The 15350-nt window shown below is 68.1% G+C and carries 11 protein-coding genes and 1 pseudogene; 7 read left to right on the forward strand and 5 right to left on the reverse strand.

The features are described 5' to 3' along the window. Positions 1 to 6: 6 nt before the first annotated feature. The 4 genes and pseudogenes from ACW18B_RS05070 to ACW18B_RS05085 all read right to left on the reverse strand — a co-directional run bounded on the left by ACW18B_RS05070 (position 7) and on the right by ACW18B_RS05085 (position 5415). On the reverse strand, positions 7 to 1272 hold the full coding sequence (locus ACW18B_RS05070; RefSeq protein WP_492050086.1) for a S41 family peptidase: 1266 nt from the start codon (positions 1270 to 1272) through the stop codon (positions 7 to 9). Between the two features lie 265 nt (positions 1273 to 1537). Further along, positions 1538 to 1644: pseudogene (locus ACW18B_RS05075) on the reverse strand (hypothetical protein); the annotation flags it as partial. Positions 1645 to 2343: 699 nt separating this feature from the next. Beyond that, a complete protein-coding gene (locus ACW18B_RS05080) occupies positions 2344 to 3285 on the reverse strand; it encodes a glycoside hydrolase family 16 protein (RefSeq protein WP_492050087.1) in 942 nt (313 codons plus the stop codon). Positions 3286 to 3357: 72 nt separating this feature from the next. Then, a complete protein-coding gene (locus ACW18B_RS05085) occupies positions 3358 to 5415 on the reverse strand; it encodes a TonB-dependent receptor plug domain-containing protein (RefSeq protein ID WP_492050088.1) in 2058 nt (685 codons plus the stop codon). Positions 5416 to 5694: 279 nt separating this feature from the next. Between ACW18B_RS05085 and rnhB the strand changes: the two genes are divergently transcribed. The 3 genes from rnhB (at position 5695) to ACW18B_RS05100 (ending at position 8734) form a co-directional block, all read left to right on the forward strand. Continuing rightward, positions 5695 to 6339 (forward strand): ribonuclease HII, encoded by a 645-nt coding sequence (gene rnhB / locus ACW18B_RS05090; protein WP_492050090.1) that lies wholly within the window; start codon positions 5695 to 5697, stop codon positions 6337 to 6339. A gap of 80 nt (positions 6340 to 6419) precedes the next feature. Beyond that, entirely contained in the window at positions 6420 to 7496 is a 1077-nt protein-coding gene (locus ACW18B_RS05095) for a site-specific DNA-methyltransferase (protein ID WP_492050091.1), read from the forward strand. Between the two features lie 161 nt (positions 7497 to 7657). Next, a complete protein-coding gene (locus ACW18B_RS05100; RefSeq protein WP_492050093.1) occupies positions 7658 to 8734 on the forward strand; it encodes a calcium-binding protein in 1077 nt (358 codons plus the stop codon). A 3-nt stretch (positions 8735 to 8737) separates the two neighbouring features. On the opposite strand, the gene mutY is transcribed toward ACW18B_RS05100, so the two are convergent. Further along, a complete protein-coding gene (mutY, locus tag ACW18B_RS05105; protein WP_492050094.1) occupies positions 8738 to 9781 on the reverse strand; it encodes an A/G-specific adenine glycosylase in 1044 nt (347 codons plus the stop codon). Positions 9782 to 9970: 189 nt separating this feature from the next. Between mutY and ACW18B_RS05110 the strand changes: the two genes are divergently transcribed. The 4 genes from ACW18B_RS05110 to smc all read left to right on the forward strand — a co-directional run bounded on the left by ACW18B_RS05110 (position 9971) and on the right by smc (position 15350). Further along, complete coding sequence (locus tag ACW18B_RS05110; protein ID WP_492050096.1) at positions 9971 to 10513, forward strand: DUF721 domain-containing protein; 543 nt, start codon at positions 9971 to 9973, stop codon at positions 10511 to 10513. Positions 10514 to 10635: 122 nt separating this feature from the next. Beyond that, positions 10636 to 11262, forward strand: a complete 627-nt coding sequence (locus tag ACW18B_RS05115) for a DsbA family protein (RefSeq protein WP_492050098.1) — start codon at positions 10636 to 10638, stop codon at positions 11260 to 11262. A 10-nt stretch (positions 11263 to 11272) separates the two neighbouring features. Then, positions 11273 to 11884 (forward strand): thioredoxin domain-containing protein, encoded by a 612-nt coding sequence (locus tag ACW18B_RS05120; protein WP_492050100.1) that lies wholly within the window; start codon positions 11273 to 11275, stop codon positions 11882 to 11884. A 19-nt stretch (positions 11885 to 11903) separates the two neighbouring features. Next, positions 11904 to 15350 carry a chromosome segregation protein SMC gene (gene smc / locus ACW18B_RS05125; protein WP_492050102.1) on the forward strand — a complete coding sequence of 1149 codons (3447 nt, stop codon included), beginning with the start codon at positions 11904 to 11906 and terminating at the stop codon, positions 15348 to 15350.

Below are 15350 nucleotides of genomic sequence, written 5' to 3' on the forward strand. Positions count from 1 at the left end.
AGCCCCTCAATTCAGACGACGATAGGCGGCGGTCTCGCCAGACTTCCACACGCGCTCCAGGCCGTTCACCACGCCATGGTCGCGCACCAGGCGGAACCGGTAGTCGTCCGTTCCCTGGACCGCAAACAGATCCTTCCCGATCGGATCCAGAGCCAGAACGAAGTGATCGCGCCAGTGATAGGCCAGACCGGTCGCGGTGCGACGGAGTGTTCGACCTTCGTATGTCCCGACCGCGTCCTCCAGAGCCTCGGCGCTCGGGGTCTGGCCCGAGATCGCGAATTCGACGGGAACCAGGGCCCATTTGGCGTCGGCGTCGCCCGCCGCCGCCCGGCTCTGCAGCAGGAATTTCTGCGCGGCCAGCAGGGCGCCCGAGGCCGGTACGGCAAGGTCGGGAGTCACGCCAACGCCCTCGAAATCCTGCCCGTTGACCGGATCGCGGATCTGACCGATCGGCACCTGCAACATGAACCGGTCATCGATCGGCAGGCGCGTGACCGGATGCGCGCCGCCAGCGGTCCGTTCCCCGATCACGGTCGCACGGCCAAGCCGTTGCAGCGAAAACGCCATCCATTCGGCGGCGGAGAAGGACGTCGAACCCGTCAGCACGACGACGGGCATGGTCCCCGAACGCTGGCCAGGCACGGCGGCCAGACTCCATTGGCTCCGCTCCACGCGGACCCCGCGCTCAGTGTAATTGTAGTCGAAGAATTTCTGCTCCTTGCCCGCCGGGTAGAGGTAACTCATCAAGAACTGCGCCAGTTCGAGGACGCCGCCGTTGTTGTAGCGCAGGTCAAGGATGAGCCCCTTGGCCCCTTCGGCAAATCGCATGGCCCCCGCCGCTGTCTCCTGGGCGTATTGAGGGTCGGCGAAGAAGTCGAACCGGACATAGGCCAGGCCCCCCTCGAGTCGTCGGGCGTCGCGAAAGCCGAAATTGTTCGCCCGCTCGCTGTCGCGCTGCGCCTGGGTGGTCGTCTCGTCGCTCGCTTTCGCCCGTCTTTCAGCGGCGACTTCGTCCGGATCGAAGGCGACGGAGAAGTGCAGATCATCGCTCGCCTTGACCAAGCCCTGCGCGAGGCCGACGGCGAATTGTTCGCCGCTGATGGGCCCGGATTGAACCCGTCTGTCCAACTCGGCCGATATGGCGGGGATGCGATCCGGAAAGACGTAGTTCTGCTGTAGCGCCACCTTCAGGTGCGAAACGACTTCGCGCTGCGCCTCGCGATCCAGGGTCTGGGCGGCGATCGACGCCGGAGTGATTGTCGCGATCGCCAACAGTGACAGAAAAATCCGGGAGACCATTTCTCAACCCCATATGCAATATATTGCGCAATATATTGCATAACATCATCCGTCAATTCCCCGGCCCAATTCGGAGGCGATGCTGATGGCTGCGCACCACCTTTGGGACACTCGGCGCCTCTCCTTCGGAAGAGGGGGGAGTATGGGGATAGGCCACGCTCTATCCCCGTCCTTTCCGAATCAAAACCCAGCCTTTTCAACGCTCTACAAAATAATCGACCGCGCCAATCAGACGCGTTCAGACCTGGCTTATCCTAAACCCACCTCGTCGCACGGGAAGGGCGCAAGGCCAGCGACCATTGCGGCGGCGGGGGGCGATCGAGCGGGAGTCGAAGGCGGCGCGGGGCGGGTTGCTCCGATGCCCTGCAAAGGGTGGAGGTCTCAGAAGGAGGCCTTCGTCGCCGGGTCACATGAAACAGTGGGCGAGGACCTTAAACTTGCCCGCCGGGGACCTTCACGCTGGAAGGCCCGACCGCCCGAAGGTTAATGCGGCGCCGGACGACTGGAGACCGGCGGCGGTCCATAAGGATGCGCCGGCCAAGGCCCAGGGACAGGGATGACCGTGCGGGGTGGAGGGCTGAGAAGGCCCAAGCTGCCCGGCCTGAGGGAAAACGATCGCGCGGAGCGTCTGGCTTCGTCGAAACGGTATTTTGTCTAACTCATCCGGACGTCGTCCGGACGCTCCGCAGCCCTTTCCATCCCTTCAGCGAGAGATCGCGTGAGGTTGCTGACACTTGCCCCGACCGGGTCGCTTCGTGACCGTCCGCCCCCGGAGGGGGCGGATGATCTCATCTTCCCCTCCGGGGCAGGGCTATCGCATATGAGTTTTCGGCCAGAAAAGTTGTCATCCCGGACAAGCCTGGCGAAGCCGGGCGCCGATCCGGGACCGCCGGAAGCGCTGCGTTCAGGCGTCGGTCCCGGATCTTCGCGCTGCGCGCTCGTCCGGGATGACAACCGTTTTTGGCCATATGCGATAGCCCTGCCCTCCGGGGGAGGAGCGCGACAGCGCGGAGGGGGCAAGTGACGCGCCTCCCCGCAATCCGCCTACCGCGTCCCCGCCCGCTGGCTGACCCGCACCCAGTCGACCTCCATCGTCGCCGGCAGGGCGGCGTCGTTCACGCCCCTGGCGTTGGCGCCCTCGGGCCAGTCGCCGCCGAAGGCGAGGTTGAGGATCAGGTGGAAGGGTTTGTCGAACGGGGCCGGCCTGGCCGCCTGGCCGGCGGGCGCCCAGTCCTCGGCCCCGGCCTGGAAATAGGCCACGCCATCGACGGACCAGACGATCCGCCCCGGCGACCATTCCACCGCATAGACGTGAAAGCCGTCGGCCGTGGGCGCCGGAACCGTCTGGCCGCCCCGTTGCCGGTGATCGGGACCGAACCCCTTGCCGAAATGGATCGTGCCGAAGATCCGGTTCTCGCGCCCGCCCTCGCAGCTTTCGCAGGGGGCGCCCAGATTGACGGTCTCCAGGATGTCGATCTCGCCCGAACGCGGCCAGCCGCCATAGGCGTCGGTCTCCGGCATCATCCAGATCGCCGGCCAGACGCCCTGGCCGCCGGGAACCCGGGCCCGGACCTCGACGCGGCCATAGCGCCAACTGGCCTTGCCCTTGGTGAGGATCTTGCCCGAGGCGTAGTCGCCGGTCTTCATCGGCCCGTCCGGCCCGCCCCAGGGATTGGCCAGACCCGTCGCCTCGCGCCGGGTCGTCGTCAGCCGCAGCACGCCGCCCTGCACCGACACGGCGTCAGGCTGGTCGCTGTAGCATTGCCGCTCGTGATTGCCGCCGCCGCCGCAATCAACGGCATAGGACCATTTGGTCCGGTCCAGCGTGGTTCCCTCGAACTCGTCCGACCAGACCTGCCGCCAGGATCCTCCGAGATCGAAGGCGGGGGCGAGGGCGGGGTCGGCGGAGCGTGCGGCGCTCGGCGGCGCGGCCAGCAGGCCCGCCCCCGCAGCCGCCACGACCAGTCCTGTTCCCCAGGCGCCCATGTTCATCCTCGCCCCAATCCGCCGGATCCGGGCGTCAGACTAGACCTCTGCGTCCCCGCGTCCAGCGCCGGTTCAGAAGGTCTTGCGGAGCTTCAGCGACACGAAGGTGTTGGGGTCGATGCTGCGGTCCTCGACAAAGGCCACGGCGCGGGTCTCGCGATCGGCATAGACGACGCGGTGCGTGGTGAAGTCGTCCCAGAGGTTCAACTGGGCTCGCAGCGCCAGGGTGGCGGTGGGCTTGTATTCGACAAAGGCCTCATAATAGTCCGCGCCGCGCCAGCTGCTGGTCTGGTCGGGATCATAGGTGGGCTTGCCCAGCAGCGGCAGCCAGTTGATCCCCCACTGGGTCTTCCACCGCGTCAAATCCTGCTCGAAGCCGATATTGGCCTGGGTGGGACGGATATCGGAAATCGCCCGCTTGCGGCCGGTGGTCGGATCGGTGACCTCGGTCCTGTTCCAGTCGTTCTTGAAGGTGAAGCGACCGCCCGGGATGTGCGCCCTGTCCAGCGGGATGACGATATTGGCCGACAGCCGGTCGAGGGTTCCGTTGCCGATATTGCCCGTCGCCGACAGGCCTTGCGGCAGGGGCAGGCGGTCGATGACGTCGATGATCTCGTCGTGCCGATAGCCGATCGAGACAATGCCTTCGCCCCAGAACCGGCGCTCGAAGGTCAGTTCCGAGATCCAGCGCTGTTCGGGCGACAGATCGACATTGCCGCCATAGACCGTGCTGTCATCCAGCTCGGCCGAGGCGGCGAAGTCGTTGAAATCCAGCTGGCCCAGTTCACGCTCGAACCGGAACCGCACCTGGGTCTGGGCCATCGGCGTCCAGCTGACCAGGAACCGCGGCTTGGCGAAGAAGAAGCTTTTTTCCTGGGCGGCGTCGCCCGACTGCTTGATCGTCGAGCTCTCCAGTCGCAGCCCGCCCTCCAGGGTCAGCCGGGGGGTCATCCGCCAGGTCGCCTTGGTGAAGGCCTCGCCGCGGGTCTCCTCGACCTTGACCGAGGCCGACGGCAGCACCACCGGCGCGCCGCCCACGGTGAAGGCCTGCTGAACGTCCAGCATGTTGTAGGCGACCTCGCCTCCGGCCTCGATCGTCAGGGTCGGCGAGCGTTCGTTGCGCACCAGGGCGCGCAGGATGGACTCAGACGACTTGCCGTCGGCGGTGAATCTCTGCTCGGGTCTGGCGACGGCGCTGAGGACTTCATTGCCGGTGGAGACGTTATCGAAGCTCTCGAATTCGTGGATCAACCGCGTTTCGAGCGTCCAGCCGGGCCGGACGGGCCGCGTCCAGGTCAGGCCCAGCTCGCCGCTCTTGCTGTCCTCGTCAAAGGCGCTCTGGCGCAAGGCGACGGGGGATTGCTGGCGGGTCCACTCATGCCAATCGTTGATTCCGATCCGGGCGGTGGCGTCGATCTTGCCGCCCGCCAGCGGCCCGGCATAGTTGCCGCGAAGGCCATTGCCGCCGCCCCAGCCGTCGGTCTGGTAAGCCTCGTCGCGGAGCACGGCGCCGGACCCGTCGCGGCGCAGGCTGCGACCCGAACCGTTGGAGTCGCTGGTGCTCATGCCGTCCGACAGGGTGAAGCCCCAGCTGCGGTCGCCTTCGCGGGCGGTGAACTGGTAGGAGCCGCCATAGGTGTCATGCCCCCCGTCGAACAGCACGGAATTGAGCGTCACGATCGACTGGCGGCTGCTGGAGGATTTCAGCACGGCGTTGGCGACGACGGCATAGCCTTGCATGTCGATGCCCGGCGCGCCCCCGCGGATCAGCTCGATGCGCTCGACCTGACCGGCCGGTGTGCGCGACAGCACATTGGAGCCGGTATCGTTCTTGGAGGCCGGGCGATTGCCGTTGATGAGAATATTGCCGACCGCGCCTTCAAAGCCGCGCGCGCCCGAACCGTCATCGACCGAGAAACCCGGTACGCGATTGACCATGTCCAGGGCCGTGTTCGGACGCTGGGCCGCGAAGAAGTCCGGCGCGAAGACCAGAAGACCCGAGGGGTCGGCGGCGCTGGACGGGGTGGGGCGGGTGGCCGAAGCATCGGCTGGCGCGGGCGCATCGGCGGCAAAGGCCGCGCCTGCGGTCAGGAAGAGCGCCGTCGTGGCCAGCAGAATGGTCCGGTTCATGAGTCCCCCTCGAACTTACTGACGAGAGATCTGCCGATCCGGCGCATTTATCTCAAGTTACAAGGCGGACATGTAGATTATATTCGGGTCAACATTACACAAAGTTCATGTTTATGGATAAAGTGTTCACAGCATGGAGCGCTGAGTGCTGTGGATAAACTTCATTCTGTACTCATTCGAAACGGGTCGCCGGGGATGTCAGCTCCCATTCCCAGCCTCGTCCGCCTCGACCCCGGTTTACCCTTCATGGGTGGCGCAAATCCCCCTAAACACGGCGGAATGCGCACTGGCCCCGACATGATGCTGGAACTTGCCTGCGGCCCCGGGCCGGTCTGCGGGGTGGACGAGGCCGGGCGCGGGCCGTGGGCCGGACCGGTCAGCGCCGGGGCGGTGATCCTGAATCCCGACCGCATTCCCAAGGGCCTCAACGACTCCAAGACGCTGTCGGCCAAGGCCCGGGCAGGTCTGGAGATCGAGATCAAGGAAACGGCCATCGCCTGGGGCGTGGGTCTGGCCAGTATCGAGGAAATCGAAGAACTCAACATCCTGCACGCGGCGGGCCTGGCCATGCGCCGGGCGATCGAGGCCCTGGCGGTGACGCCGGCCTTCGCCCTGGTCGACGGCAATTACCGGTTCGATCTGCCCTGTCCGATCCAGACCGTGATCAAGGGCGACAGCCTGTCATGCTCGATCGCCGCGGCGTCGATCCTGGCCAAGGAAGCCCGCGACCGGATCATGGTGGAGATGGACCGCCTCTATCCCGGCTACGGCTTCGCCGGTCACAAGGGCTATCACGCCAGGAGCCATGTCGAGGGCCTGCGCAAGCTGGGTCCCTCGCCGATCCACCGGATGAGCTGGGCGCCGGTCAAGGCGGCCCTGGCGGCGCAATCTCCTGTGGAGTCTTTAGGCCAATTGCCCCGTTAAGGCCTTGCTAACCACGCTTCCACACGTCCCGTTTACCAGCAAGACTCATGATTCCGCTGGCTGTTTTACAGGACGCGGACATGACCTTCGGGCCGGAAACCATCATTCAAGGCGACTGCATCGAGGCGATGAACGCCTTGCCCGAGAAGTCGGTCGACCTGATTTTCGCCGATCCGCCCTACAATCTGCAGCTGGGCGGCGACCTGCTGCGGCCCGACAATTCCAAGGTCGACGCGGTCGACGACCACTGGGACCAGTTCGAGAGCTTCGCGGTCTATGACAAGTTCACCCGCGAGTGGCTGAAGGCCGCCCGCCGGGTGCTGAAGGACGATGGCGCGATCTGGGTGATCGGCAGCTATCACAACATCTTCCGCGTCGGCGTGGCCGTGCAGGACCTGGGCTTCTGGATCCTCAACGACGTGATCTGGCGCAAGTCCAACCCGATGCCCAACTTCAAGGGCACCCGCTTCGCCAATGCGCACGAGACCCTGATCTGGGCCTCCAAGAGCCAGAACGCCAAGCGCTACACCTTCAACTATGACGCCCTGAAGATGGCCAATGACGAGGTGCAGATGCGCTCGGACTGGACCATCCCGCTGTGCACCGGCGAGGAGCGCATCAAGGGCTCGGACGGCGCCAAGGCCCACCCGACCCAGAAGCCCGAAGCCCTGCTCTATCGGGTGATCCTGTCGACCACCAAGCCGGGCGACGTGATCCTGGATCCGTTCTTCGGCGTGGGCACCACCGGCGCCGCCGCCAAGCGTCTGGGCCGCCGCTTCGTCGGCATCGAGCGCGAGGCCGAATACATCGAGCACGCCAAGACCCGCATCGCCAAGGTGATCCCGATCGCGCCGGAAGACCTGGACGTGATGGGCTCCAAGCGCAGCGAGCCGCGCGTGCCGTTCGGCACCATCGTCGAGAGCGGCCTGCTCAGCCCCGGCGACACCCTGTTCTGCTCCAAGGGCGCCCACGCCGCCAAGATCCGCGCCGACGGCTCGATCACGGTGGGCGACCTGTCGGGCTCGATCCACAAGATCGGCGCCCTGGTGCAGTCGGCCCCGGCCTGCAACGGCTGGACCTACTGGCACTTCAAGACCGACGCCGGCCTGGCGCCGATCGACGTGCTGCGCGCCCAGGTCCGGGCGGGGATGAACTAGAGGCCAGCGCGCCGTCGAAAGCCGCAACGGCCCTGTCGGCGCCACCGGCGGGGCTTCCTGTTCGTTGGCGAGCCCTTCGCGAATTTGGCGCAATACGGCGCTAGACAACCTTTGCGACGCCCGCCTAGAGAGGCCAGGACGTCTCTGGGGAGTGTAGGCCTATGGTTGATCTGAGCTTTAGTCGGTCGGGTTTCAGCGGCGCCACGCCGATATTCAACTCCAACCTTCTGGCGGGCTTCAACGCCTCGACGATGGAGCTGACCCTCAACTCGCTGACCTCGCTCTCGTTTGTGTCAGGAGGGTTCACGGGCTCGCTGAGCGGCGCGTTTCAGTTCAACGCGAACGGCGACCTCGTCGGCGGATCGATCAGCACTTTCTCCCTGAACAGCACCCAGGGCTACGCCTTCAGCTTCACCGGCCTGAACCTGCCGGTGATTGAGTTCACCAACACGCTGCTCACCCAAGGCGCCAAGGTGCTGTACCAGCAGGCGCTGGCCGGGGATGACAAGATCTCCATGCCCTGGGGATCCTCGCTGATGAGCGCCGTCATCGAAGGCTTCGGCGGCAACGACACGATCAACACCGGCGCGGGCCATGACACGGTCTATGGCGGGACGGGGAATGACGTCATCACCAACCCGCACAACGGCCTCGCCTACGGGGCCACCACGAGCTTTCTGCGCGGCGACGACGGAAACGACACGATCCAGGGCGGCTACGGCTTCGACGACATCAACGGCAACAAGGGCGATGACGTCTGTGTCGGCGGCGATGGCAGCGACTGGGTCGTGGGCGGCCAGGGCAACGACGTCCTTTACGGCGACCACAGCGACAAAAGCCTTGCCGTCTTCAATACCGGCAATGACGTCGTCTACGGCAATCTCGGCAACGACACCTGTTATGGCGGCGCGGGGGCTGACTGGGTGCGCGGCGGTCAGGGCGACGACGTCCTGTACGGCGAGGACGGAAACGACTGGATGTCCGGCGACAGGGGCTCCGACACCCTCACCGGCGGCGCGGGCGCTGACGTATTCTACGGCTTTAAGGGCATGGGCCTGGACTACGTCACCGATTTCTCGCGCGCCCAGGGCGACCGGATCCAGCTGGCGCTGGGCACGAGCTATACGCTACGCCAGGACGGCGCCGACGCCGTGGTGGATCTTGGCGATCGCGACCAGATCGTCCTGGCCGGCGTACAGACCGGCGCCCTGACGGGAGACTGGGTTTTCTTCGCCTGATCGCTAGACCAGCCGCTCGCCCGCCAGCGCCGCCTTCAGGAATACGCTGGGCAAGGTGCCCAGCCCCTCGCGCGGCGTCCAGACGAAGTCGCCGTCGCCTTCGGCGGCAAACACCCTAAGCGTCAGGGAGAAGTGCGTGAACACGTGCTCGACCGCGCCCTGATCGCGCCAGGCGGCGGTCACCGGCGCGGCGGCGATCGCCTCGTCATCCGACCACGGCGTCCCGCGCCAGTCGCTGGTCGGCAGACCCAGCATGCCGCCGAGCAAGCCCTTGGGCGGCCGACGGACCAGGGCCGCCTCGTCGCCGCGCGTCAGCACATAGGCCACGCCGTACCGCCGCGGCCGATCGGCCTTCCTCGTCTTGCGCGGATAGGTTCCCGGCGCGCCGGTCTTCAGCCCCGCGCACCACGCCGAGATCGGGCAGATGTCACAGAGCGGCGACTTGGGCCGGCAGACCGTTGCGCCCAGGTCCATCAGCGCCTGGGCCCAGTCCCCGGGCCGCTCGGCGGTGACCAGCGACGCGGCCAAGGCCTTCAACTCCGGCTTGGCGTCCGGCACGGGGGTCTCGACCGCGAACAGCCTGGCCATCACCCGCTCGACATTGCCGTCGACCACATTGGCCTCGCGGTCAAAGGCGATGGCGGCCACGGCGGCGGCGGTATAGGCGCCGACGCCCGGCAAAGCCCGCAGGCCCTCCTCGGTATCGGGAAACACCCCGCCGTGATCGGCCGCCACGGCCCGGGCGCAGGCCAGCAGATTGCGGGCCCGGGCGTAGTAGCCCAGCCCCGCCCAGGCGGCCATCAGGTCGCCGTCCTCTGTCGCCGCAAGATCGCTGACCGTCGGCCAGCGCTGGGTGAAACTCAGGAAATAGGGCGTGGCGTGCGGCACGGTGGTCTGCTGCAGCATCACCTCGGACAGCCACACCCGGTAGGGATCGCCCCGCGCGCCGGCCCGCCGCTCGGCCGGTCCCACGCGCCAGGCCAGGTCGCGAGCCTGGCGGTCGTACCAGGCCAGCAGGCTTGAGCGGAGGGCGGGGATGTCGCGCATTCCTCCCTATGACAGAGCCGCGTCAAACTTGTCATCCCGGACAAGCGCGCAGCGCGCAGATCCGGGACCGACGCCTGAACGCCGCGCTTCCGGCGGTCCCGGATCTGCGCCCGGCTTTCGCCGGACTTGTCCGGGATGATTGATTTTTGGCGGCTCCCGCCTCCATCCGCCTTCTGCTAACCTTCTCGAATGCGCCGCCCCCTGCCCACGGCTGAAGAAGCCCTCGCCATCCTGCGCCAGCGCCGCACGCGGCCGCCGATGCGACCGCCGCCGCCCGCCGGCAAGAACCTCGCGCCGCTGCTGAAGGCGCTGGAGGAGAAATACGGCCAGGGCCCAGCCGCCCTGAAGACCCGCTGGAAGGAAATCGTCGGCGACACCCTGGCCCGTCGCACCGAGCCGGTTCGCATCATCAAGGGCCGCAACGGGGCAGGCGGCGCGCTGGAACTCCGGGTTGACGGCCCCGTCGCCTCGCTGATCCAGCATCAGGCCCCACAGATCACCGCCCGGCTGGACATGCTGCTGGGCAAAGGAACCGTCACCCGCCTGCGCATCGTCCAGGGCCCGCTGAGCGCCGCCCCCGCGCCGGTGGTCCAGAGGTCCCGCCGCAAGCCGCCGCTGGACGCCGCGTCGGAACGCCAACTGGCCGACAGCCTGGCTGACCAACCCGACGGCGGCCTGAAGGACGCCCTGCTGAAGCTGGGGCGCGGGGTGTTGCGGAGCCAAGCGTCTTGAGGCGCTCGCGGATTGACAACACCCGCGCGATTGCGCTCATGCCAAGGCCTTATCCCCGCCCTTTTCACGCGGCCTAAGAATCGCGCTTAACTTCACCGTTCTGAGTTCAAGGAAGATCGATCATGCGTCTGCTGACCCGCCGGCTCCTGACCGCCGTCGCCCTCACCGCCTCGATGGGCGTCGCGCTCGCCGGCTGCGCCAAGAAGGACACGGCCAACGCCGACGACATGAGCCTGGGCAATCCCAACGCCAAGGTCACGGTGATCGAATACGCCTCGGCCTCATGCAGCCACTGCGCGCGCTGGAACGAAGAGGTCTTCCCGGCCTTCAAGACCAAATATATCGACACCGGCAAGGTCAACTATGTCTATCGCGAGATGTTGACCCCGCCCGCCCAGGTGGCCGCCGCGTCGTTCCTGATGGCCCGCTGCGCCGGCAAGGACAAATATTTCGAGGTCGTGGACTCGGTCTACCGCTCGCAGGAAGAGATGTTCACCACCGGCCAGTTCCGCGACGTGCTGGTCCGTATCGCTCAGTCGGCCGGCATGGACGAAGCCAAGTTCGATGCCTGCGTCTCCGACGAGAAGGCGCTGAAAGCGCTGAATGAGCGCGTCGAGAAGAACGCCAAGGTCTATAACGTTCAGGGCACGCCGACCTTCGTCGTCAACGGCAAGCTGGTGGGCGACGCCGCCGGTGGCGAACGCAGCCTGGCCGAACTGGACGCCGCCATCGCCGCCGCCTCGAAATAAGGACAAGCGCTTGCCCATCGACCGTCGCGCGCTGATCGTCACAAGCCTCGCCTTCGCGGCAGGCCCGGTGATCGCGCGCGCCGCGTCGCTGCCGCCGGCCCCGGGCGACATGGTTCTGGGCTCGCCAACGGCGCCGGTGCAGCTGGTGGTGTTCGCCTCGCCCAGTTGCCCGCACTGCGCCCACTGGTGGACCGAGGACCTGCCGGCGATCCGCAAGGCCTATATCGACACGGGCAAGGTCAAGCTGGTGTTCCGCGAGTTCCTGACCTCGCCGCCCGAGTTCGCCGCCGCAGCCTTCCTGCTGGCGCGCAGGGTCGGTCCCAGTCGCTATTTCGAGGTGCTGGACGCGGTGTTCGCCCAGCAGGCGGCGATCTTCCAGAGCGGCCAGCTTTTCGAAGGCCTGCTGCAGATCGGCAAGGCCTTTGGACTGACCGAAGACCAGTTTACCGCCGCCCTCAGTGACCAGAAGGCGCTGGCGGCCGTGAACGAGCGGGTCGAGATCGCCGAGGTTCGCGACAAGATCGAGGTGACCCCCACCTTCATCCTCGCCGGTCAGCGCATCCCGGGCGCCCTGACGGCCGCAACGCTGAAGGCCGCCCTGGCCGCTCCGGCCAAGGGCTGAGGCGAAGGGAGCCGCCCGCGTGCAGTTCCAGCGCCTGCGCCTTTCGGGCTTCAAGTCCTTCGTCGAGCCGACCGAGTTTCGGATCGAGCCCGGCCTGACCGGCATTGTCGGCCCCAATGGCTGCGGCAAATCCAACCTGCTGGAAGCCCTGCGCTGGGTGATGGGCGCCAATTCCGCCAAGGCCATGCGGGCCGGCGGCATGGACGACGTGATCTTCGCCGGCAGCGGCGCGCGTCCGGCCCGCAACCACGCCGACGTCACCCTGACCATCGACAATGCCGACCGCACCGCGCCGGCCCAGTTCAATGACGATCCCGTGCTGGAAGTCGTGCGCCGCATCGACCGGGGCGATGGTTCGACCTATCGCATCAACGGCCGCGAGGTGCGGGCCCGGGACGTGCAGCTGTTGTTCGCCGACGCCTCGACCGGCGCCAATTCGCCGGCCCTGGTGCGTCAGGGTCAGATCAGCGAACTGATCGGCGCCAAGCCGCAGAACCGCCGCCGCATCCTGGAAGAGGCCGCCGGCGTCTCGGGCCTTCACACCCGCCGCCACGAGGCCGAACTGCGGCTGCGGGCGGCCGAGACCAACCTCTCGCGCCTGGAAGACGTGGCCCGAGAGCTGGAAACCGCCCTGAATCGGCTGCGGCGCGAAGCCCGGCAGGCTGAGAAGTACAAGCGGTTGTCGTCCGAGATCCGGGCCGTGCAGGGGGCGGTGCTGTTCGCGCGCTGGAGCGAGGCGCGCGACACGCTGGAGCGCACCCAGGCCCAGGCCACCCAGGCCGCCCGCGATGTGGAAGACACCGCCCGCGCCGCCGCCGCGGCCCAGGTCGAGATCACCCGCGCCGAGGGGGCCATGCCGCCGCTGCGCGAGGAGGCCGCCATCGCCCAGGCGGTGCTGGGCCAACTGGCTATCCAGAAAGACCGCGCCGAGCGCGAAGCCGAAGCCGCCGCCGCCGAATTCCAACGCTTGACGGCCGATCTGGCCCGGATCGACGATGATCGCGCTCGCGAGGCCCAGGCCAAGCAGGACGCCGACACAGCCCTCGCCCGGCTCGACGCCGAGCTGACCGAGGTGCGCGCCGAGGTCGCCGCCGCGCCCGAGCGCGGTCCGGAACTGGCGCAGGCGGCCAAGGCGGCCGAAGAGGCTCGCGCCGAGGCGGAAACCGTGGTCGAGCAATTGGCCGCCCGCGTCGCGGCGGAAGAGGCGAGGGCCCGCGCCGCCGCCGCCCGTCTGGCCGACGCCGAGGGCCGCCTGGCCCGCACCCTGCGCGCCCTGGACCAGGCCAGGGCCGAGCGTGGAGCGCTGGGTCCTGAGACCGATCCAGCCGCCGCCGACGCCCGCCAGCGCCTGACCAACGCTGAAGCCGCCCTAACCGCCGCCCGCGCCGCCCTGGACGCCGCCGAGATCGAGCGCGGCCAGGCCGGCGAGCAGGAAGCCATGGCCCGGCAGCTGGCCCGCAGTCTGGAAGATCAGCTGGGCCGCTTGCGCACCGAGGCGCGCGGCCTGGCCCAACTGACCGCCCCGCGCTCCAAGAGCGGCCATGCGCCGGCGCTGGACGCGGTGTCGCCCGACAAGGGCTATGGCGCGGCCCTGGCCGCCGCCCTGGGCGATGACCTCGACGCGGCCCTGGATTCGCGCGCGCCCTCCTATTGGGGCGGTGCCGAGGCGACGTCGCCGGCCTGGCCCGAGGGCGCACAGGCCCTGGCCCCGCTGGTCAAGGCCCCGCCGGAGCTGGCCGCGCGCCTCGCCCTGACCGCCGTCGTCGAACGCGCCGATGGCGACCGTCTGCAAAAGAGCCTGACGCCGGGCATGCGGCTGGTCTCCAGGGAAGGCGACCTGTGGCGCTGGGACGGCTTTGTCGCCCGCGCCGACGCGCCCAAGCCCGCCGCTGTGCGTCTGGAGCAGCGCACGCGCCTGGCCGAGGTCGAGCTCGAGATCGACCTGCAGGCCCCCCGCGCCGAAGCCACGGCAGCGGCCCTGAAAACGGCCGCCGATCGCTTGAAAGCCGCCGAGGACACTCTGCGCGACAGGCGCCGTGGACCGCAGGACGCCGAACGTCTGATGGCGGGCGCCCGCGACGCCGTGGCCCAGTTCGAACGTCAGGCCGCTCTACGGGCCGCTCGCGCCCAGTCCCTGGACGAGACCATCGCCCGCTTCCAGGCCGAACACGCCGAGGCCGAGGCCGCCCTGACCGTGGTGCGCACCGAGCATGACGGCGCCGCCGGGGCGGCCGATCTGGCGCCGCAACTGACCCAGGCCCGGCAAACGGCTGCGGCGGCGCGCGAAGCCGCTGCGTCCGCCCGCGCCGCCCTCGATGTCGAAACCCGTGAGCGCGCCGGTCGGCAAAGACGGCTGGAAACCCTGGAACGCGATCGCGGCGATTGGGCCCGTCGCGCCGAGGCCGCCGGCAAGCGGGCCGGCTCTCTGGACGCCGACCGCGTCAAGGCCGCGCAGGCCCTGGAGGCGGCCCGTGAGGCGCCGGCCCTTCTGCAGGAAAAGCTGCTGGTCCTCGTCGACGAGTTCGGCGCCGCCGACGCCCGCCGGGCCCGGGCCAGCGACGCGCTGGAGGCGGCCGAGACCGCGCGCCTGACCGCCGACCGCGCGGCCCGCGCCGCCGACCAGGCGGCCGGCGAGGCCCGTGAACGCCGCGCCGCCTTGCTGGCCCACCTGGACGGCGCCCGCGACCGTTTCGCCGAGATCGCCGGCAATATCCGCGAATCGGTCCGGATGGAGCCCGAGGCGCTGGGCCGCCACGTGGCCGGAGAGGCGGTGGCGATCCCCAAGGACGCCGCTGGCGTGGAAGCCCACCTGTTCGCGCTCGAGCGCGAGCGCGACGCCATCGGCCCGGTCAATCTGCGGGCCGAGGAAGAGGCCCAGGAATATGCCGCCCGGCTGGAGACCATGCATACCGAGCGCGCCGATCTGTCGGGCGCCGTCGGCAAGCTGCGGGCCGGGATCGAAGAGTTGAACGCCGAGGGCCGCGAGCGCCTTTTGGCCGCCTTCGAGGTGATCAACGGCCATTTCCAGACGCTGTTTCAGGCGCTGTTTGGCGGCGGCCAGGCCGAGTTGCGGCTGGTCGAGAACGACGATCCGCTGGAGGCGGGGCTTGAGATCTATGCCTGTCCGCCCGGCAAGCGCATGGCGAGCATGAGCCTGATGAGCGGCGGCGAGCAGGCCCTGACCGCCAGCGCCCTGATCTTCGGCGTGTTCCTGGCCAATCCGGCCCCGATCTGCGTGCTCGACGAGGTCGACGCGCCGCTGGATGACGCCAATGTCGACCGCTATTGCAACATGCTCGACGAGATGCGCCGCCGCACCCAGACCCGCTTCATCGCCATCACCCACAATCCGGTGACCATGAGCCGGATGGACCGCCTGTTCGGCGTCACCATGGGCGAACGCGGCGTCAGCCAGTTGGTCAGCGTGGATCTGTCGACCGCCGAGCAACTCGTAGCGGCGCAGTAA

The sequence above is a fragment of the Caulobacter sp. FV2ps19 genome (assembly GCF_058681035.1).